This is a genomic window from Bacteroides sp. (assembly GCF_030151085.1).
Taxonomy (GTDB): Bacteria; Bacteroidota; Bacteroidia; order Bacteroidales; family Bacteroidaceae; genus Bacteroides.
In genome coordinates this window covers 24,634-44,077 of sequence record NZ_JASLER010000003.1, presented here as the reverse complement: position 1 = coordinate 44,077, position 19,444 = coordinate 24,634, and the positions used below count along the sequence as shown (strand labels likewise).

Annotated in this window: 18 protein-coding genes and 1 tRNA gene; 7 read left to right on the top strand and 12 right to left on the bottom strand. The window is 42.1% G+C overall.

The window, feature by feature from the left end; translation table 11 throughout:
- Positions 1–231: 231 nt before the first annotated feature.
- The 4 genes from Q1W14_RS00910 to Q1W14_RS00895 all read right to left on the bottom strand — a co-directional run bounded on the left by Q1W14_RS00910 (position 232) and on the right by Q1W14_RS00895 (position 4,165).
- Positions 232–1,545, bottom strand: a complete 1,314-nt coding sequence (locus Q1W14_RS00910) for a lytic transglycosylase domain-containing protein (RefSeq protein WP_300698336.1) — start codon at positions 1,543–1,545, stop codon at positions 232–234.
- Between the two features lie 26 nt (positions 1,546–1,571).
- Complete coding sequence (locus Q1W14_RS00905) at positions 1,572–2,417, bottom strand: DUF5683 domain-containing protein (RefSeq protein WP_300698334.1); 846 nt, start codon at positions 2,415–2,417, stop codon at positions 1,572–1,574.
- Positions 2,418–3,305, bottom strand: a complete 888-nt coding sequence (locus Q1W14_RS00900; protein WP_300698332.1) for a ParB/RepB/Spo0J family partition protein — start codon at positions 3,303–3,305, stop codon at positions 2,418–2,420.
- An 89-nt stretch (positions 3,306–3,394) separates the two neighbouring features.
- A complete protein-coding gene (locus Q1W14_RS00895; RefSeq protein ID WP_300698330.1) occupies positions 3,395–4,165 on the bottom strand; it encodes an AAA family ATPase in 771 nt (256 codons plus the stop codon).
- Positions 4,166–4,470: 305 nt separating this feature from the next.
- On the opposite strand from Q1W14_RS00895, the gene Q1W14_RS00890 reads away from it, so the two are divergent.
- Positions 4,471–4,707, top strand: a complete 237-nt coding sequence (locus tag Q1W14_RS00890; protein ID WP_300698328.1) for a hypothetical protein — start codon at positions 4,471–4,473, stop codon at positions 4,705–4,707.
- A gap of 38 nt (positions 4,708–4,745) precedes the next feature.
- Here the strand turns inward: Q1W14_RS00890 and Q1W14_RS00885 are convergent, their stop codons facing one another.
- Positions 4,746–5,219 carry a DUF456 domain-containing protein gene (locus Q1W14_RS00885; RefSeq protein ID WP_300698326.1) on the bottom strand — a complete coding sequence of 158 codons (474 nt, stop codon included), beginning with the start codon at positions 5,217–5,219 and terminating at the stop codon, positions 4,746–4,748.
- Positions 5,220–5,309: 90 nt separating this feature from the next.
- On the opposite strand from Q1W14_RS00885, the gene surE reads away from it, so the two are divergent.
- From surE to Q1W14_RS00870, 3 genes are all read left to right on the top strand, one after another.
- Positions 5,310–6,089, top strand: coding sequence for a 5'/3'-nucleotidase SurE (surE, locus tag Q1W14_RS00880; RefSeq protein ID WP_300698324.1), 780 nt, complete (start codon positions 5,310–5,312; stop codon positions 6,087–6,089).
- Complete coding sequence (gene lpxB, locus Q1W14_RS00875; protein WP_300698322.1) at positions 6,086–7,234, top strand: lipid-A-disaccharide synthase; 1,149 nt, start codon at positions 6,086–6,088, stop codon at positions 7,232–7,234. The genes surE and lpxB overlap by 4 nt, the downstream gene beginning before the upstream one ends.
- Before the next feature lie 112 nt (positions 7,235–7,346).
- Positions 7,347–8,090 carry a NigD-like protein gene (locus Q1W14_RS00870; protein WP_300698320.1) on the top strand — a complete coding sequence of 248 codons (744 nt, stop codon included), beginning with the start codon at positions 7,347–7,349 and terminating at the stop codon, positions 8,088–8,090.
- 95 nt (positions 8,091–8,185) lie between these two features.
- Here Q1W14_RS00870 and Q1W14_RS00865 read toward each other — a convergent pair whose 3' ends face one another.
- From Q1W14_RS00865 to rsfS, 4 genes are read right to left on the bottom strand one after another with little or no spacing between them, the layout of a single operon-like run.
- The gene (locus tag Q1W14_RS00865; RefSeq protein WP_300698319.1) at positions 8,186–8,755 is read right to left on the bottom strand and encodes a YdeI family protein; all 570 of its coding nucleotides are present in this window, start codon (positions 8,753–8,755) and stop codon (positions 8,186–8,188) included.
- A gap of 26 nt (positions 8,756–8,781) precedes the next feature.
- Positions 8,782–9,624, bottom strand: a complete 843-nt coding sequence (locus Q1W14_RS00860; protein ID WP_300698317.1) for a phosphatidate cytidylyltransferase — start codon at positions 9,622–9,624, stop codon at positions 8,782–8,784.
- A gap of 12 nt (positions 9,625–9,636) precedes the next feature.
- On the bottom strand, positions 9,637–11,721 hold the full coding sequence (gene ftsH, locus Q1W14_RS00855) for an ATP-dependent zinc metalloprotease FtsH (protein WP_300698315.1): 2,085 nt from the start codon (positions 11,719–11,721) through the stop codon (positions 9,637–9,639).
- A gap of 9 nt (positions 11,722–11,730) precedes the next feature.
- A complete protein-coding gene (gene rsfS / locus Q1W14_RS00850; protein WP_300698313.1) occupies positions 11,731–12,090 on the bottom strand; it encodes a ribosome silencing factor in 360 nt (119 codons plus the stop codon).
- Positions 12,091–12,308: 218 nt separating this feature from the next.
- Between rsfS and Q1W14_RS00845 the strand changes: the two genes are divergently transcribed.
- Positions 12,309–12,379 (top strand) — tRNA-Gln (locus Q1W14_RS00845).
- Between the two features lie 113 nt (positions 12,380–12,492).
- Positions 12,493–13,671 (top strand): phosphoribosylaminoimidazolecarboxamide formyltransferase, encoded by a 1,179-nt coding sequence (locus Q1W14_RS00840; protein ID WP_300698311.1) that lies wholly within the window; start codon positions 12,493–12,495, stop codon positions 13,669–13,671.
- 101 nt (positions 13,672–13,772) lie between these two features.
- On the opposite strand, the gene Q1W14_RS00835 is transcribed toward Q1W14_RS00840, so the two are convergent.
- From Q1W14_RS00835 to rsmA, 3 genes are all read right to left on the bottom strand, one after another.
- The gene (locus Q1W14_RS00835) at positions 13,773–15,626 is read right to left on the bottom strand and encodes a DUF349 domain-containing protein (protein ID WP_300698310.1); all 1,854 of its coding nucleotides are present in this window, start codon (positions 15,624–15,626) and stop codon (positions 13,773–13,775) included.
- 155 nt (positions 15,627–15,781) lie between these two features.
- Positions 15,782–17,122 (bottom strand): magnesium transporter, encoded by a 1,341-nt coding sequence (gene mgtE / locus Q1W14_RS00830; RefSeq protein ID WP_300698444.1) that lies wholly within the window; start codon positions 17,120–17,122, stop codon positions 15,782–15,784.
- Between the two features lie 67 nt (positions 17,123–17,189).
- The gene (gene rsmA, locus Q1W14_RS00825; protein WP_300698308.1) at positions 17,190–18,011 is read right to left on the bottom strand and encodes a 16S rRNA (adenine(1518)-N(6)/adenine(1519)-N(6))-dimethyltransferase RsmA; all 822 of its coding nucleotides are present in this window, start codon (positions 18,009–18,011) and stop codon (positions 17,190–17,192) included.
- 131 nt (positions 18,012–18,142) lie between these two features.
- Between rsmA and Q1W14_RS00820 the strand changes: the two genes are divergently transcribed.
- Entirely contained in the window at positions 18,143–19,129 is a 987-nt protein-coding gene (locus Q1W14_RS00820; protein ID WP_300698306.1) for a lysylphosphatidylglycerol synthase transmembrane domain-containing protein, read from the top strand.
- Positions 19,130–19,444 lie beyond the last annotated feature (315 nt).

Sequence of the window (19,444 nt, the reverse complement as noted above, 5' to 3'; positions counted from 1 at the left end):
TATTATATATAATGAGTAACCTAATCACAACTCCTATTACGCCGAAAGGTTTCCCGGCATCACTGTAGGTGCGTGAGCGTAGGTGTCAGCAGAAGAGGTTTAAGGGGCGTTTGTCTGAGCGAAGCGAGTTTTCGCCCCGACCTCTTCTGGTGGCACCGGAGTAGCACCGAAAGTGTAGCCTTGATTCTTTCTTTGGTATCTTTCTTTCGTATCAAAACGAAAGAAAGTACTTTATTTATAAATCTTCAATCGCTTGCCTGCTGAAATGTTGTTATTGCGCAGTCCGTTCCAGCTTTTTAACTGACTGACACTGACTCCATATTTGCGGGCGATGCTGCCAAGATTCTCTCCACTACGGATTTTATGGTAAGTGGCATTCCCAGAGGATGAGCTGCTTTTGCTGCTACGAGTGTTGGAACGTGTGTCGTTTACTGCTACCACTTTACGATTTTTGAATAATTCGTCGTTGCGGTGTGCATAAATTGTATCTTGCTTGTCGATAAAGGTGCTGATGGAGTTCATGGGGAGACGTAATGTTTGAGGTTTGCTCTCTCCCGGGATGATATTCTTCTTGTATTGTGGATTCAAACTCTTGATTTCATCAAGGTTGATACTACAAATATCGGCTATTTGTTCAAAATGGAGGTTACGGCTTACTTGTACGGTGTCTGTTGCATCTGGAATATTGGTTTCCATGGGGCAAATGTTGTGCTTGCAATAGTAAGTCATCACATAATTAGCTGCAATGAATGCGGGTACATAACCTCGGGTTTCTTTGGGGAGGAAGTTATAAATCTCCCAATAATCGGTCTTACCACCGGAACGGCGGATGGCTTTGTTGATGGTACCGGGACCACAGTTGTAAGCAGCAATCACTAAGTTCCAATCTTTATAAATATCATACATATCTTTCAGATAACGTGCGGCAGCCCAAGTGGCTTTTATCGGATCGCGACGTTCGTCTACCAGACTGTTACTTTCGAGGCCGTACATTTTTCCGGTTCCCAACATGAATTGCCATAGACCGCAAGCACCGGCACGCGATACGGCGGAAGGATTGAGGGCTGATTCGATGATCGGCAAATATTTCAGTTCGAGAGGTATATCATAAGCATCAAGAGCTTCTTCAAAGATAGGCATGTAGAAATTGCATGCACTTAACATGAAGGCAACATGGTTGCGCAGGCGACCTGCATACATATCAATGAACTTACGTACGATTTCATTGTATGGCATCTCCATAACGGTCGGCATACGAGAGAGCCGATCTATATAAGTGGAGTCGCTGAACAGAGGATTTTCGGTAGAAGTACTACAATCTTTACCTAAATCTATGTAATTTTTTGCTTTCCAGTCGGTGAACAAACTATCCAGTGGATAAGTCATACTCTTAGGAAGTTCAATGCTTTCTTTTCGTTCTGTTCCATTCTCTTGGATAAGTACGTCGATACTTTCCTGTGCATGTATTTGTGGTGTTGAAAAGATGCTGAACAGGAGCGAAGTACCGATGATGATTTTCTTCATATATGCTGGCTTATTTATCATGAGTATATTTATTATGTTTGTTGGTATTAGAATCGGAAACTACATTGTACGCCTACCGACCTGTTCGACGAACCGGTCATTTGGGTGTTGATTACTGCAGGCTCAACCTTCATACTTAAATCCGGTGAGATGTCGAAGTTGGATAATTCCGCATCTACATAGGCATCTACTACAGATAGCAAATATACGCCTATAAAGGCAAAGATACTTAGATCGCGGTATCGGCGGTAGGTGTCTTTACGTTTTCGGAGGGTCTCCGTTAACTGCGAGGTAGATACATTATTAATATAACCCGGAGGTAATAGGTCTGTGATGCTGCTTGAATTCCAATTTCCATTTACGGCATCCTTGTAGGCCTGGGAATAATCCTTATACATTTTGCCGTTCCATGTAAGTGCATAGGCACAACCGGCAAAACCACCGTAGAAGATGGGTAGTTTCCAATATTTACGGTTGTAGATTTGTCCGCCACCGGGGATGACGAGGGCGAGCCATGTGGCTTTTACAGGATTAGGAACCCATATTTTGGGACTTACTGCTTTTTGAAGACTGTCCTTAGGTACGGGGGGAGCTTCCAGCGAAGGATTGGCCGTAAGTTCAAGCAACTTCTTTTTATTTTCTGCGGCAATACTGTCTGCAATGGCAATACTATCCGACTTAAGTGAAGTTATGTCGTTTATCTCGGTGTTCAGACTGTCAACTAATGGACGCAAAGGCCGAAGTACGGTGCTGAGGGAGTCTGTTTGCTGTCTTTGTGACCGCTTTGCTGCGGCACGTGGACGATCCTGACCATACATAGCAATCCCTGCCGTCTGCAAAAAGCAGAGAAGCAGGGCAATCGTTATTTGATATATTCTTCTTTTCTTTGTCATTTATTTCTTCAGCGTATCAAGGATGCCGATGATACGTTCCAATTCTTCTTCGTTACTGAATGGGATACTGATTTTGCCTTTTCCTTTCTCTGAACAAGTAAGTTGTACTTTGGTGCTGAAGAAACCTGATAGTTGCTGTTTCAACATGTTGAATTCTTCGGGCAACTTGGCACGTTTGGGAGCAATCTTGCGGGTGCCGCTTTTTACGGTTTCGCCTTCGCTCAGGGACTTTACAATTTCTTCTACTTTACGAACGGAGTAGTCGTGCTCCAGAATTTCTTCGAATATCTTTACTTGCAGTTTGGGGTCACCAAGAGTTACCAGGGCACGGGCATGTCCCATGTCTATCTGTTTGTTTTGCAGTCCCATTTGTACGGGTGCGGGCAACTTCAACAGGCGCAGGTAATTGGCAATGGTGGTGCGTTTCTTTCCGACACGCTCGCTGAGGCGTTCCTGGGTTAGTCCGTATTGCTCTAACAGATGTTGGTAGGCAAGGGCTATTTCCACGGAGTTTAGATCTTCGCGCTGTATGTTTTCAATGAGTGCCATTTCCATGACGTTCTCATCATCAGCTGTACGGATGTAGGCTGGGATACTAGTCAGTCCGGCAAGTTGGGAGGCACGGAAACGACGTTCACCGGCGATGATCTGATAGGTTTCGTCGTCTACCTTTCGCAAGGTGATAGGTTGAATGATCCCTATCTCGGAGATGGAGTCGGCAAGTTCCTGCAACGCTGTTTGGTCAAATTCACGGCGGGGCTGGTTGGGATTGACTGCAATCTTCGACAGTTCTATTTCGTTGATGGAGGAAGAGCCTTCCGTCTGCACTTCATCCATGGAGAGCAGGGCATCCAGCCCGCGTCCTAATGCGTTTCTTTTCTGTGCCATCTATTTATTTACAATTTGACGATTTACAATTTACAATTTGGCTGCGCACTTAATCACTAATCACTGACAACTAATCACTAAACTCTCAATCACCGCTTCTCGTTGCGGTCGATCAGTTCCTTAGCAAGTGTCATGTGATTTTTGGCTCCGGTAGAGTCTGCATCATATAATATAGTAGGCAGGCCGTAGCTGGGAGCTTCACTTAACTTAACGTTACGTTGGATAACGGTTTCGAATACCAGTTCCTGGAAGTGGCGTTTCACTTCATCGTAGATTTGGTTGGCTTGGCGTAGACGAGAATCATACATCGTCAACAGGAAGCCTTCGATTTCGAGAGCCGGATTCAGCTTGGATTTGATGATTTTGATCGTATTCAGTAATTTACTGATGCCTTCCAATGCGAAATATTCGGCTTGAACGGGGATAATTACAGAGTCGGCGGCAGTAAGTGCATTGATCGTAATCAGCCCTAGAGAAGGAGAGCAATCTATCAAGATATAATCAAACTCTTCTTTCAGCGGGACAAGTACTTCTTTGAGTATTTTCTCGCGATTTTTGAGGTTTAACATTTCTATCTCGGCACCTACCAGGTTGATGTGGGAAGAGATAACCTTTAAGGTTTCTATCTCTGTGTCATGAAGAGCATCGCGCACGTTAGCACGGTCGATAATGCATTCATAAATAGTACATTCCGACTGCTTGATGTCCACGCCCAAGCCTGATGAAGCATTGGCCTGCGGGTCTGCATCTACAACGAGCACTTTCTTTTCAAGCGTGGCTAGCGAGGCTGCGAGGTTTATTGTCGTCGTAGTCTTGCCTACACCACCCTTTTGGTTTGCCATAGCAATTATTTTTCCCATAATCTCAATATTTTATCGGCAGCGAAATAAGTGATAATTCCGTATAGCACCTACTAAAAAAGAGAAATATTGCAAAAACGGTTGAAAAGTCGCCTGTTTTGTTAATAACTCACAGACGGTTATGTTACTTTTCTGTTGCCAAACCGTTTGAAAACAATGTCTTTTCTTTGTTTTAGCAGGCAAATATACATATTAATATTGAAACAAAGAGGCTTTTTTGCCTCGCTTGCAGAAGATTAAGATTTGTTTTATGCTTTTACTCCTGCTGTTTATACCTTGGCTTTGAGGCTTTATTCAGTGAATGTGTGCTTTCTATCTCTCGGTCATATCCTCCGAAAGCATGTGTTTTATCTCATTGGTATATAGTGTATTATCGTACCACCCCTATAGGATACGCCCGTATCTGCCAGTGGAAACGCTCGTATCTGCTGCTGGAAACGTCCGTATCTGCTAGTGGGTACGCCTGTATCCGCAGGTGGGGACGCCCGTATCCGCTAATGGGGACGATCGTATCCGCTGGTGGAAACGGTGGTAACCGCTGATGTAACGGACGTGCATCTTAGTTCCTGTTGATTGACGTCTATATCAGTGTGTTAATAAACTGCCAGATGAAGTATCCACATACAACACATTTCAATACAGTACCGAATAGAAAGCCAAATAATGATCCTAAACCGGATTTTAGTGCTTGACCAGTTGCTCTGCCGCCTAACAGTTCGCCAAGAAAGGCACCGAGGAACGGACCGAGAATAATACCCCAAGGCATGAAGAATAGTCCGACAACAGTACCTATGAGGCAACCGCGCGTTCCCCAACGACTCCCTCCGCTGTATTTGCTTCCAAGCATAGGAATGAAGTAGTCCAGCACTTGCAAGAGAATGACAATAAACAGCCATGTCAGCAGTTGAGCCGTAGTAAATTGTGCTTTATCTGTAAAGTGTAGCAGCAGCAGGCCTGCATAGGCTACGGGTGGTCCAGGAATTATCGGTAGGAAGCAGCCTGCCAGCCCTATAATCATGCAAAGTGCCCCTAGAATGATAAGCAAAATATCCATAAGCTTTGTTTTTTTGGTGAGTATAGTGTAATACAAAGATAACAATAAAGTTATTTTTACTACTTTTGCAGTCAGAAAAATAAGTTAAGTATGGAAAATCAAAGACCTTTGATATTGATTTCCAATGATGACGGTATCATTGCGAAAGGTATTAGCGAGTTAATAAAGTTTCTTCGTCCGTTGGGCGAGATTGTAGTGATTGCACCAAATGCTCCACGTTCAGGAGCTGCCTGCGCATTGACTGTTACGGAACCTATTCATTATCAGTTGCTACGTAAAGATGTAGGGCTGACTGTTTATAAATGTTCGGGTACACCGGTAGATTGCGTTAAACTTGCCTTTCATACTGTGCTCGACCGTAAACCGGATCTTGTGGTAAGTGGTATCAATCATGGTGACAATTCTTCTGTAAATGTGCATTATTCGGGAACAATGGGTGTGGTGATTGAAGGTTGCCTGAAAGGTATACCCTCTATCGGTTTTTCACTTTGTAGCCATGAACCGAATGCTGACTTTGAGCCGGCAGGACCTTATATCCGTGAAATAGCTCGTCAGGTTTTGGAGAAAGGTTTGCCTCCGTTGACATGCCTCAATGTGAATATCCCTAATACAAAAGATCTGAAAGGCATTAGAATTTGCGAACAAACAAAAGGACAATGGGTAAACGAGTGGGAAAACTTCGCTCACAGAGGTGATACCCATTATTACTGGTTGACCGGTGAGTTCGAGAATAAGGATAATGAAAATGAGAAAAATGACCATTGGGCACTCGATAATGGCTATGTAGCTATTACTCCGACTACGGTGGATGTAACTGCTTACAGTTTGATAGAGGACATGAAAACTTGGTTTAACTCTCCGCTTCAATGAAATATTACCTGATTGTTGGTGAAGCATCCGGCGACCTGCATGCCTCGCACCTGATGGCTGCCCTGAAAGAAGAAGATCCTCAAGCGGAATTTCGTTTCTTTGGCGGTGACCTGATGGCAGCGGTAGGCGGGACTATGGTGAAGCATTACAAGGAGTTAGCCTATATGGGCTTTATCCCTGTACTGTTGCATCTGCGTACCATCTTTGCTAACATGAAGCGTTGTAAAGAGGATATCGTGGCATGGCAACCGGATGTGTTGATACTAGTTGACTATCCGGGTTTTAATCTGAATATCGCTAAGTTTATTCATGCCCGGACAACGATTCCTGTTTACTATTATATATCTCCTAAGATTTGGGCTTGGAAAGAATATCGCATCAAGAATATCAAGAGAGATGTCGATGAACTCTTCTCCATCCTCCCGTTTGAAGTTGAATTCTTTGAAGGAAAACACCAATATCCGATACACTATGTCGGCAATCCGACGGTGGATGAGGTGACGGCATTCTGTTCTTCCCATTCAGAAACGTTTGAGGACTTTGTGCAATCGAATGGATTGAGTAGCCAGCCTGTCATTGCACTGCTTGCAGGTAGCCGTAAGCAGGAAATTAAAGACAATCTGCCGGATATGCTTCGGGCTGCTTCTACTTTTACTGATTATCAGCTGGTGCTGGCAGGTGCTCCGGGCATTTCTCCTGAATATTACAAGCAATATGTGGGTGACGCAAAAGTGAAAATCATTTTCGGGCAGACATTTGCCTTGTTACAGCAGGCTACAGCTGCATTGGTCACTTCGGGAACGGCAACATTAGAAACAGCTTTGTTCCGTGTGCCACAGGCAGTGTGTTATCATACGCCGATAGGAAAAGTGATCGCTTTTCTGAAACGTCATATACTGAATGTGAAATACATCTCTTTGGTTAATCTTATAGCAAACCGTGAGGTTGTGAAAGAATTGGTTGCCGATACAATGACAGTAGAGCAGGTTCGCGCCGAATTGAATCGTATCTTATATAATAAGGAGTACCGGCAGCAAATGCTCGATGGTTATCAGTATATGGCATCTCGCTTAGGAGAGGCTGGAGCTCCGAAGCATGCCGCCCGCAAAATGATTGATTTACTTAATGAACGTTGTCGGGAATAGCAATATTTAAAGAATTTGTTAAAATAGATAGAGCCGGTGCAGTAAATGCCCGGCTTTTGTATTTTTTAGACAGAAACAAATGAAATATAAACAAATAAAAAGAACTTTGATTATGAAAAAACTACATTGGCTTTTTATGGCGATTTGCTTGGCAGTGATGCCTGCGTTACAATCATGTGATGATCTCGACGATGGTTATTCAGTGGGAGATTTTACACCTCCCTTGTGGGCTACCGTACGTGTTACCGGTGGTGCATTTTACCTGGACTGTGATACTTGGGGAACACTTTGGCCGGTTAATACGAACCTTGGTTGGTATGAACCTGCTGATGGTCAACGTGTAATAACGACTTTCAACCCACTTTATGATGACTTTCAAGGTTATGACCATGCAGTAAAGATTCTGCGTATGCAGGATGTATTGACGAAGGGGATTGAAATTATGACTCCTGAGACTGAAGAAGAATTTGGAAATGATCCCATACTGATCTATAAAGGGGATATGGGTATCAGTGGCGGTTATATGAATATTATTTTCGCACAGAACCTTCCGGCAAAGACCAAACATCGTATCAGCCTGGTACGTACAGAGGAAGGTGAGACCTTGTATGCGGAAGATGGTTATATCCATTTGGAACTGCGTTACAATACATACGATGATGTAACCGGTTATCGTGCTTACGGAGCTGTATCTTATAATTTGAATAGTTTGGATATAACTTCTGCCACAAAAGGTATCAAACTAAAGCTGAACTCCAAAGTTAACGGTGAAGTGGAGCTAACGTTCGATTTGAAGAATTCGGGCAATAGTTCGAAGAAATCAACAGAAGATTTTTCAAAGATGCAATTGCAGTAAATAGTGTGTTGTGTATGAATGTTGAGGGCACGGAGTTATCTAAAACTCCGTGCCCTCTTCTTATTCTGTTTATTGAGAATTACTTGTGTAATTGATTAATAGTATTTTTCAATCCCGCCAAATCCTGTTATCTTTTTATTTTCTTTCGTTTTGCTGATGAAGTGATTTAATCGTTTCTCAAACTCCTCCAAACGTACCCTTGCGGCTTCAATGTAGGCAATTCGGATTCGCTTGTATGAGTCGGAAAACTGTTGATAGTTTTTCCATACTATTTTATCTTCCTTCAATTTGTCGATTATGTCTTTGGGAAAAATAAAAGGTTCAGATAAGACTTTCTGTATTTTATCCTCAAACCTTGAGTGTATCATTTTATTTTCCAATAGCCATTTAAGTCTTTCTTTATTGGCTTGCGAGTACGTACTTTTAGGATTTCTGGGTGTGAAACGCTGAATCTTATGTTCTTTATCAAGCGATTTTATCGTACTGTCAATCCATTCGAAACAAAGGGCTTCTTCAACCGCATCATTGTATAAAATACTTTTTTTGCCTGACGACTTAGTGGGGAATACAAACCATATTTCCTTGGCGCTGTCAAAGTTGGTTATTAACCACTTTCTCCAGTCTTCCCGATTCTCAAAGTACTGTATTTTATTTTCTGTCGTCATAAGAAGTTATTCAAACTAAATTGCTTTTATTTGAACAGCGTCATAACATATAAATAAAGAACAGCAGCCGGAATAGCCATCAATGCACTATCGAAACGGTCGAGCATACCTCCGTGGCCGGGTAAAATGTTTCCTGAGTCCTTAATACCTAGTTGTCGCTTCATTAACGATTCCGTCAAATCTCCCCAAGTACCGAAAATAACAACTACTACTGCCAGGCCTGCCCATTGCCACATAGGCATGAACGGGAAGAAGTGGGCGAATACAAAAGAAGATGCGACGGAAAATACACCGCCTCCAATACTCCCTTCCCATGATTTCTTAGGAGAAATACGTTCAAACAAGCGGTGCTTGCCGATTAAAGAACCTACACAGTAAGCTCCCGTATCACTCAGCCAAATAAATACGAAGATAGAGAGTGGCAGGATAGGATTGTAAGTTACACTACTCGTTTCCGGAGAATTTTGAAAAGCAAGTACATTCAGCAAGGCGAAAGGTAATGCTACGTATAGCTGACTAAGCATAGAGAATGCCCAGTTACCGATAGGATTCTTTTTCTTAAGGTATAATTCTGTAATCATCAGATAGAGTAAAATACCTAAATAGGGGAGGAATACACGTGCATCAGCAGCCGAAGTACAGAATCCCATTAATGCGAGAAACAGATAAGCGCCTCCTAATGCAGTAATGATTTTGTTGGTACTGATGTCTCCGCTCTGATTCACTAAATGTGAGAACTCGTGTACACTCAGCGCACAGATAAGGGTAAATAATATACCGAAAGAAAGGGGGCTGTAAAGAATACAGCCCACTAATATTGCTACGAATAACACACCGGTTATAGTGCGTTGGATAAAATTGTTTTTCACGGTGTTTCCGTTTTAATTTTTAGATTCAGTTCCTGTAGAGGGCTGATTATCTTCTGCTTTACTGCCGTTGCTTTGCTCATTGGCGGCTTCTTTTTCACCCTCTTCTTTTACTTCTTTTTCGGCTTCCTTAGCTTTGATAGCCTCTTCTGCTTCAGCTTTCTTCAACTCATCCGAAATTTTGGTAGCACTGATGATCTCTTCTGAACGTGAAGCCCAAGGACGTTTGCCGAATATATGTTCTACATCTTCTGCGAAAATCACTTCTCTTTCAATCAGTATTTGTACCAAATTGGCATGACCTGCACTGTTCTCTAAAAGAATTCTTTTAGCGCGAGCATACTGCTCGTTTACTATATGCTTCACTTCTTCGTCAATCAGTTCCGCAGTCTTTTCACTGTACGGACGGTTGAAGGAGTATTCATCATTATTATAGTAACACAGATTAGGTAACTTTTCGCTCATACCTAAGTAGGCGATCATACCGAATGCTTGCTTTGTTACACGTTCGAGGTCATTCATGGCGCCCGTGGAGATTCTGCCTAAGAATACATCTTCGGCAGCACGTCCTCCTAAGGTGGCACACATTTCATCGAGCATTTGTTCTTTCGTTGTAATTTGACGTTCTTCCGGAAGATACCAAGCAGCACCTAGAGCACGTCCACGTGGTACAATTGTTACTTTTATCAAAGGATTGGCATATTCCAATAACCAGGAAATACTGGCATGACCAGCTTCATGGATAGCGATGGAACGGCGTTCTTCCTCGGTAGTGATTTTAGTTTTCTTTTCCAAACCACCTACAATTCGGTCAACGGCATCCAGAAAATCTTGTTTACCTACAAACTTCTTTCCGTGGCGGGCTGCGATCAATGCAGCTTCGTTGCAGACATTAGCAATATCGGCACCGGAGAAACCGGGCGTTTGACGAGCTAATAAGTCAACATCTACTGAATCGTCTATTTTGATGGGGCGCAAGTGTACGCCGAATACTTCTTTACGTTCGTTAAGGTCAGGCAAATCCACATGAATCTGGCGGTCGAAACGTCCGGCACGCAACAAAGCTTTGTCCAATACATCTACACGGTTGGTGGCAGCAAGGATGATAACACCGCTGTTAGAACCAAAACCGTCCATCTCTGTCAATAACTGATTCAATGTATTCTCACGTTCATCGTTACCTCCCATGGCAGCAGCCTTAGCACGGGCACGTCCTACGGCATCTATTTCATCGATAAACACGATACAAGGAGCTTTCTCTTTTGCCTGGCGGAAGAGATCGCGAACGCGGGATGCACCCACACCGACAAACATTTCCACAAAGTCGGAACCTGCCAATGAAAAGAAAGGTACATTGGCTTCACCGGCAACTGCTTTTGCAAGCAAAGTCTTACCGGTTCCCGGAGGGCCTACCAACAGTGCACCTTTAGGTATTTTACCTCCCAAGTCCGTATATTTTTGTGGTTCTTTCAGGAACTCTACAATTTCTTCCACTTCTTGTTTGGCACCAACCAAACCGGCAACATCTTTAAATGTTACTTTGATGGGAGAACCTTTTTCGAACAGTTGAGCTTTGGACTTTCCTACGCTGAAGATGCCTCCGCCACCGCCCATACCTCCGCCACCACTCATACGGCGTGATATGAATATCCAGAAACCGATCAGAAGCGCGAACGGTAATATCTGCCAAAGGATGGCACCAAAGTAGTTACGTTTCTTTTCGTAACTGATAGAACCGTCGAAACGGGCTTCATCCTTTTCTTTCTGAATAAAGTTACCTAAGCTTTCGCGAGAAGGGGCTTCGGTAGTTATCATAGGATTCTTGCCTACTTTGCTGGAATCTCCACGAAATACATTAGGAACGAACTGCGGTTTGACAAAAGCTTCTACAGAGTTGTCGTCAAAACCGGTAACTTTGCTTATATAGCCGTCACGAACATATTGCTGGAATTCGTCGTACGAGATGTTTTTGGTTGCCGTACCACTTTCGTTGGTAAGGTACAAGCCCAGAAGCATCATAGCTATAATCATATACAGCCAGTTCAAGTTGAACTTGGGCATGTTTACTTTATTGGGTTTCTTATTGGTATTATTGTCCATAAGTTTAAATTAATCGAGGTCGGGGATTTGGGTTAGTTTGGCGTCAGCCCAAAGATGTTCCAGGTTGTAGAACTCTCTTGTTTCCGGTAAGAAAACGTGTACTAATATGTCGGAGTAGTCCATGGCTACCCATTCCGCATTGCGCAAACCATCAATGGCAAACGGTTTCGTGTCAGCACCTTTGCGTGTAAAATCCTTTACGGATTCAACAATAGCTGTCACTTGGCTGGGGGAGTTTCCTTGGCAGATGACTAAATAGTTACATATTGTATCGCCTATCTTGGTTAGATCTGCTACAATGATTTTTTTTCCTTTTTTATCCTGAATACCTTCTGTTATCTGTTGAATTAGTTTCTTAGCTTCGTTCATTATACATTATTATATTAAAACAGTTGACAAATATACGTTGAATTCTCATATCAAACACGTAAAAGAGGAAAACTCTTTTATTTTTTGATTTTTTTTAGTTATATAATTCTTTGGACTACGGTGTCTTATTAGAAAATTAGGAAAAAAATAGCAGAATTTGTTTTAGATTATCGAAATCTTTGTATCTTTGCAACCGCAAAACAGAAATGGTTTGTTATTGGGCTATGGTGTAATGGTAACACTACAGATTCTGGTCCTGTCATTCCAAGTTCGAATCTTGGTAGCCCAACTCGGAGACCCCGTTAAGATTTTCTTGACGGGGCTTTCTGTTTTTAGGCACATTCTGTTCTGTAAGCCGGAAATATTAAGTAATTTTGTTGCCATTCAACTCAAATAAAGATTATGGCAAAAGAACTAGAACTAAAGTACGGCTGTAACCCCAATCAGAAGCCGGCCCGCATTTATATGCAGGAGGGGGAATTACCTATCAAAGTATTGAATGGACGTCCGGGTTATATTAATTTTATGGATGCACTAAATGGGTGGCAGTTAGTAAAAGAACTGAAAGAGGCTACCGGAATGCCCGCTGCAACCTCATTTAAACATGTGAGTCCTGCTGGTGCGGCAATTGGATTGGAACTGGATGAAACAATGAAAAAGATTTATTTTGTAGACAATCTGCCACTTTCTCCGTTAGCTTGTGCTTATGTACGTGCCCGCGGTGCTGACCGTATGTCGTCATACGGTGATTTTATCGCTTTGAGTGATATTTGTGATGAAGCTACCGCCCGTTTTATTAACCGCGAAGTTTCGGATGGCGTTATTGCGCCGGGATATACCAAAGAAGCACTTGAAATATTGAGTACTAAGCGTAAAGGTACCTACAATGTAATCAAAATCGATCCTGATTACCGGCCTGCTCCAATTGAACATAAAGATGTTTTTGGCATTACTTTTGAACAAGGACGTAATGAGATTAAATTGAATGGTGACGAGCTGTTTACTAATATTCCGACTCAAAACAAAAACTTCACGGATGCTGCAAAGCATGATTTAATGATAGCGCTTATTACTCTGAAATATACACAATCTAATTCAGTTTGCTATGTAAAAGATGGCCAGGCAATTGGTATTGGTGCAGGACAGCAGAGTCGTATTCATTGTACACGTTTGGCAGGTAATAAGGCTGATATTTGGTATCTGCGTCAACATCCTAAAGTATTGAACTTACCTTGGGTGGATAAAATTCGTCGCGCTGACCGTGACAATACGATTGATGTTTACATTAGCGATGATTATAATGATGTTTTGGCTGATGGCGTTTGGCAGCAGTTCTTCACAGAAAAACCGGAAGTGTTGACAAGAGAAGAGAAACGTGTTTGGCTCGATACACTGAAAGGTGTTTCTTTAGGTTCCGATGCTTTCTTCCCGTTTGGAGATAATATAGAACGTGCGCATAGAAGCGGTGTGGAATATATAGCTCAGGCAGGAGGTTCGGTACGTGATGATCATGTTATTGAAACCTGCGATAAGTATGGTATTGCTATGGCATTTACCGGTATTCGTTTATTCCACCATTAAAAGAGGAGAATAATACCGTTAATAAGGTACACTCTTAAAAGAAATGAACCCCAAAAGTCAAATAAGACTTTCGGGGTTCATTTCTTTTGTTATTCTAGTGTTTAATTCTCGTTCTTAATGTTGTCATCAAGTACTTTAATCTTTTCTTTAACCAGATCAATATCAGCTTTCAACTTCTCTACTTTGCGATTGATCTCAGTCAGTAGGCTGTTACCTTTCTTTGAAGAAGCAGTAAGGAAGCCTAGGTTGTTTTCATAGGTCTGAAGTTCGTTCTTCATGTTATCTAAGGTACGTACCAACTTTTCGCGTTCGCGGTAAAGTGCCTGCGGACTACCTTCCTGTATGGAACTGATAGAAGATTTGAAATTACTCAACTTCTTATTTGAAGCACTTATATTGAAGCGGTCAAACAATTTGTCTACTTGACTGTGGTATGACTTATAGATCTTATCCTTTTCTTTGAAAGGAACGTGTCCTATGTTATTCCATTCCTTCATCAAGTCGCGTACAAGCTGAGTGGCTTCTTCTGTATCCATGCTCTCGTCAATGCTGGCTAACTTATCTACGATGGCTTTTTTCTTTTCCAAATTTTCTTGTTCAACGGAACGTTGGGAAGAAGTAGCTTTATTCTTCTGTTCAAAGAAGTAATCGCAAGCAGAGATGAAACGTTTCCAGACAGCATCCGAATATTTTTTGGCAACCGGACCGATTGTTTTCCATTCTTTTTGAAGTTTGGTTAGTTCATCGGCGGTAGTTTTCCAGTCAGTACTGTCTTTTAATGCTTCGGCCTTTTCGCATAGAGCACGTTTCTTGTCCAGATTTTCGTTCATGCCTTCCTTCAAGGTTTTGAAGAAATCGCCTTTCCTATGGAAGAACTCGTCACATGCTTTACGGAAACGCTCGAATATCTTGACGTTCATTTTCTGTGGAGCAAAGCCGATGGTTTTCCACTTGTTTTGCAAAGCAATAATTTCTTGTGTCTTGCTTTCCCAGGATGCGAAATTCGTCAACTCATTATAGTCGATAGCCTCAATAATTTCGCAGATTACAGTTTTCTGATCGAGATTGTTCTGTTCTGTTTCTTTTAGAGACTCAAAATGCTGCTGGTGGCGGCGGTTTACATTAGTCGACGCTACTTTAAAACGTGCCCAAATCTCATCCCGCAATTCTTTGGCAACGGGACCCGTATCACGAAACTCCTGATGTAACTTCTGTAATTGATGGAAAGCTGAGACTACATCCGGCTCGTCTGCCAGCTTCTCGGCAGCTTCACAAAGATGTGTCTTGATCTCTAAATTCTTTTTGAAATCATATTCGCGGAATTCGTTGTTCAGTTTCAGGAGGTCGTAGAATTTCTCAACGTATAGTTGATAGTTTTTCCAGAGTTCATTTACCTTAGTCTGAGGTACGAGTTTGATCTCATTCCATTGCTGTTGCAGTTTCTTGAATTCTGTATAGCTTTTATTGGCATCATCGGGAGATTCAACCAATTCTTTCAGTTCCTCGATAATGGATAACTTGACCTGTAAATTCAGTTCTTTCTGTTTTTCTTGTTCGGCGGTAAGTGAACTTCTCTTCTCTTTGATGACGGACATGATATTTTTGAATTCTTCTTCCACATCATCTGCCAGTGGAACGAATTCTTCTGCGACACCTCCGTTTTCTACGAATAGTTTCTTTGCCGCTTCTTGTTCAGCATTATGTATTTTGTAGAAGATTTGCTTCAACCCATCAATGTCACCTTTGGACGCATTTTCTACATCCTCGGCAATTTCTTTCAACTTGGCAAGAATATCTTCTTTAGTGAGCTTCTGAACTGGTTCTACCGGCTTTTCTGAAATCACTTCTTCAGCCGGAGTTTCTGTTGTTGCCGGTTCAGAAACCTCTGCTGCTTTCTTTTCTTCTTCTAATTCCGCCGGTTTTTCGGGGAGATTAGTGTCATGAGTGTCCGTCATTGTATTTACTTTTTAGAAACGGGATGCCCCGTTTGGGTTACATTAAGCTACAAATTAATGAAATAAAATAATCACTTCATACTTTTTTTCTGTTTTTTTTCTGTTTATTCCTAATCTTTCCTGCTGAATAAGAGGGATTGAACCTCAATGGGGTATTAAGATAACAGAACAGTAATGCCCATATACAACATCATACCAATAATGTCATTAGTAATAGAAATAAACGGACCGGTAGCAATGGCTGGGTCTACTTTCAGTTTTTCTAATGTCATAGGTACGAGTGTACCGAATATGGAGGCAAACATAACTACGGCAAACAGGCTGATTGATACTGAATAAGTAACAGTAGCAGTGCTTCCAAACCGTATAAAATTATAGATATATACCAGTAAAGAAATGATTGTCGCATTAATGGATGCTACGATGGCTTCCTTGGTTACTTGCTTAAAAGTATCTTTAGCATCAAGAGAGCTATTGGCAAGACCTTGTACGATGATTGCCGATGACTGGGTTCCCACATTTCCTCCTGTTCCGCCAATCAGCGGAATATAAAGAGCCATTTCGGGATGCATGGCAAAGGTTGTATCGAAATTGCCTAATATCATGGAATTTCCGATTCCTCCTATCATTCCGATAAGCAACCACGGGAGGCGGGCAGAAGTTTGACGCATCACATTATCGTCTGTCTCTACGTCTTGTGACAAACCTGATGCCAACTGGTAATCACGTTCAGCTTGCTCACGTACTTCGTCCATGACGTCGTCTACCGTAATTTGTCCGACCAGACGTCCGATACTGTCTACAACGGGAACGGCAACCAAGTCATACTTCTCAATGGTCTGGACCACCTCTTCAATAGAAGTGTCTACATGAACGGAAATAGGGTCTTTTCTCATTACATGTTTCACCTTGGAGACAGAAGGTGAAGTAATCATCTTCTTTAGTGGGAAGACACCTTGCAGGCGGTCTTCATCGTCAATGACGTATACGTAATAGATCTCATCGAGCTTTTCGGCTTGCTGGCGCATCTCTTTCAAGCATTCGGGCATACTCCAGTTCTCGTTGACGGTTACCATTTCAGTACCCATCAAACCACCGGCAGTATCTTCGTCATATTTCAAAAGGTCGACGATGTCACCTGCCTGTTCAATGTCTTCGATATGCGAGAGGACTTCCTCCTGCTTGTCTTCATCGAGTTCACGCATCAAGTCGACGGCGTCGTCCGTGTCCATATAGTCCACAAAACGCTTGGCGATGGTTTCAGACGGAAGAAGTTCCAGGAACTCTTTCCGGACATCTTCGTCCATTTCAACTAATACGTCAGCAGCAGTCTCATTGTCGAGAAGACGGTAAACGAAGCGGGCCTCTTCCGGTGCAAGGTCATTGCACAATTCAGCAATATCTGCCGGGTGGAGGTCAGTCAAAAGCATTTTGACGTTTTCTGCGTCTTTCTGCTCTATAAGACTTTTGACTTTATCTATGTATTCTTCGTTTATTTCCATAAGATGAGTTGTTAAAGCCTATTGTCAATACATTAATTATAAGAATAGATCAAGGGGACTATCATTCTCCACTCTCTTTCGGAGAGGGGGTGGGTGTGAGGCTTTTCAGTGCTTCTTCCACTTGATTGGTCAGATTGATAAATTCTTGAACCGATAACTGTTCGGGACGCTTGTTGAACAGGATGTCTTCTGTCAGCGGGCAGTCTTTGCCGAGTATCGGTTTTATGGAATTTCTCAGCTGCTTGCGTCGTTGGTTAAAAGTGGTTTTCACTACTTGCTTAAACAGCTTTTCGTCGCAGCCTAACTCTTGCGTATTGTTGCGTGTCATTCGTATAACAGCACTTTTTACTTTGGGAGGCGGATTGAATACATGTTCGCTGACGGTAAACAAATATTCTACTTTGTACCATGCCTGGATCAACACACTTAAAATACCGTATGTCTTACTACCGGGACCAGCAGCGATGCGTTCGGCTACCTCTTTCTGTATCATGCCCGTACAACAAGGTATAATATCTTTGTTTTCGAGCATTTTGAAGAATATTTGGCTGGATATATTATAAGGATAGTTCCCTGTCAGAACAAAAGGTTTCCCGTCGAATAACCGTTGTAAGTTCATTTTGAGGAAGTCGTCTTCAATAATGTTTTCCTCTAACTGTGGATAGGCTTCCCTCAGATAGGCAACGGACTCAAAGTCTACCTCCACAACTTTGACCGGACGCTCTTTCTTTACCAGAAACTGGGTTAATACGCCCATACCCGGACCAACTTCCAATATGGGAAGTTCGGGACACGCATCCACTGTGTCGGCAATATCCTGCGCCACTTTCAGGTCTTTCAGGAAATGTTGGCCGAGAAACTTTTTGGGTTTAACTAATCTCATTTATCAACTAAATCGTTACTTTTGCAGCGTGAATGCAGGTTGCTGAATGATGCTCCTTGTCTTCACGGAGCAAAGGTAGTTCTTTTCGACGAAGAATGAAGAATGAAGATTGAAGAATTTAGAAAGACAGCATGAATAAACTGCTAAAAAAGACATTAAAGATAGTCTTACCTATTCTTTTGGGTAGCTTTATCCTCTATTGGGTGTATCGTGATTTTGATTTTTCCCGGGCAAAGGAAGTCCTTCTACATGGTACAAATTGGTGGTGGATGCTGTTTTCGCTACTGTTTGGTGTAATGAGTCATGTGTTTCGCGGATGGCGATGGAAGCAGACGTTGGAGCCTCTTGATGCTCATCCTAAAACGAGCGACTGTGTGGATGCGATATTTGTATCTTATGCTACCAATCTTATTCTGCCACGTGTGGGCGAAGTTTCCCGTTGCGGGGTACTTTCCAAATACGATAATGTTTCTTTTGCCAAATCACTTGGTACGGTTGTGACGGAACGTCTGGTAGATACGCTTTGTATCCTTCTGATAACCGGACTTACTTTCTTGGTGCAAATGCCTGTATTTCTTCGTTTCTTTGAAGAAACGGGAACCAAGATTCCATCACTGGTGCATTTATTTTCGTCTCCTTGGTTTTATGTTTCTTTGTTCTCAGTGATCGGGGTGTTGATACTGATGTACTATCTTCTACGTATGCTTTCCTTCTTCGAAAAAGTGAAAGGCATTGCGCTAAATGTATGGGAGGGAGTTATGTCTCTTAGGAATGTGAAGAATGTTCCACTGTTCGTACTTTATACAGTGATGATTTGGATTTGCTACTTCTATCATTTCTATCTAACTTTCTATTGTTTCGAGTTTACGGCACATCTTAGCTTTCTGGCAGGGCTGGTGATGTTTGTAGGTGGAACATTTGCCGTGATTGTTCCTACTCCCAATGGAGCGGGACCTTGGCATTTTGCCGTAATTACAATGATGATGCTTTACGGAGTAAATGCAACCGATGCAGGTGTCTTTGCGTTGATAGTGCATGGCATACAGACGTTGCTGGTCATAGTGCTTGGAATCTATGGGTGGTTGCATCTCTCACTAGTTAACAGGAAGAGGGGATAACTGTCATCTTTTTCTTTGTAAATAAATATTATTTCTTACTTCCTTTTTAAAACCCCCGTCAGAATACCTTCTAAGATGGGCTGTAGATTTTTACTAAAAATTGGGTGAAGATTTAGTAAAAATCATCCGGAAATTTAGTAAAAATCCACCTGATTTTTACTAAAAAATAGTTGGGGCCTATTTGTGTTTATTATTTTTGAAATATATAGTAGAAGATTCTTTTATAAAGCACTTCATTTTATAGAATCTTCATAATCATTCCACGCTCAAAAAAAACTTTGCTTCGTCAATATCATTTTTCCGATGAAAAAGGGT

Coding starts and splice junctions, on each gene's coding strand:
- Q1W14_RS00910 (WP_300698336.1), bottom strand. CDS start 1,545: ATGATAAATAAGCCAGCATATATGAAGAAAATCATCATCGGTACTTCG.
- Q1W14_RS00905 (WP_300698334.1), bottom strand. CDS start 2,417: ATGACAAAGAAAAGAAGAATATATCAAATAACGATTGCCCTGCTTCTC.
- Q1W14_RS00900 (WP_300698332.1), bottom strand. CDS start 3,305: ATGGCACAGAAAAGAAACGCATTAGGACGCGGGCTGGATGCCCTGCTC.
- Q1W14_RS00895 (WP_300698330.1), bottom strand. CDS start 4,165: ATGGGAAAAATAATTGCTATGGCAAACCAAAAGGGTGGTGTAGGCAAG.
- Q1W14_RS00885 (WP_300698326.1), bottom strand. CDS start 5,219: ATGGATATTTTGCTTATCATTCTAGGGGCACTTTGCATGATTATAGGG.
- surE (WP_300698324.1), top strand. CDS start 5,310: ATGGAAAATCAAAGACCTTTGATATTGATTTCCAATGATGACGGTATC.
- lpxB (WP_300698322.1), top strand. CDS start 6,086: ATGAAATATTACCTGATTGTTGGTGAAGCATCCGGCGACCTGCATGCC.
- Q1W14_RS00870 (WP_300698320.1), top strand. CDS start 7,347: ATGAAAAAACTACATTGGCTTTTTATGGCGATTTGCTTGGCAGTGATG.
- Q1W14_RS00865 (WP_300698319.1), bottom strand. CDS start 8,755: ATGACGACAGAAAATAAAATACAGTACTTTGAGAATCGGGAAGACTGG.
- ftsH (WP_300698315.1), bottom strand. CDS start 11,721: ATGGACAATAATACCAATAAGAAACCCAATAAAGTAAACATGCCCAAG.
- rsfS (WP_300698313.1), bottom strand. CDS start 12,090: ATGAACGAAGCTAAGAAACTAATTCAACAGATAACAGAAGGTATTCAG.
- Q1W14_RS00840 (WP_300698311.1), top strand. CDS start 12,493: ATGGCAAAAGAACTAGAACTAAAGTACGGCTGTAACCCCAATCAGAAG.
- Q1W14_RS00835 (WP_300698310.1), bottom strand. CDS start 15,626: ATGACGGACACTCATGACACTAATCTCCCCGAAAAACCGGCGGAATTA.
- rsmA (WP_300698308.1), bottom strand. CDS start 18,011: ATGAGATTAGTTAAACCCAAAAAGTTTCTCGGCCAACATTTCCTGAAA.
- Q1W14_RS00820 (WP_300698306.1), top strand. CDS start 18,143: ATGAATAAACTGCTAAAAAAGACATTAAAGATAGTCTTACCTATTCTT.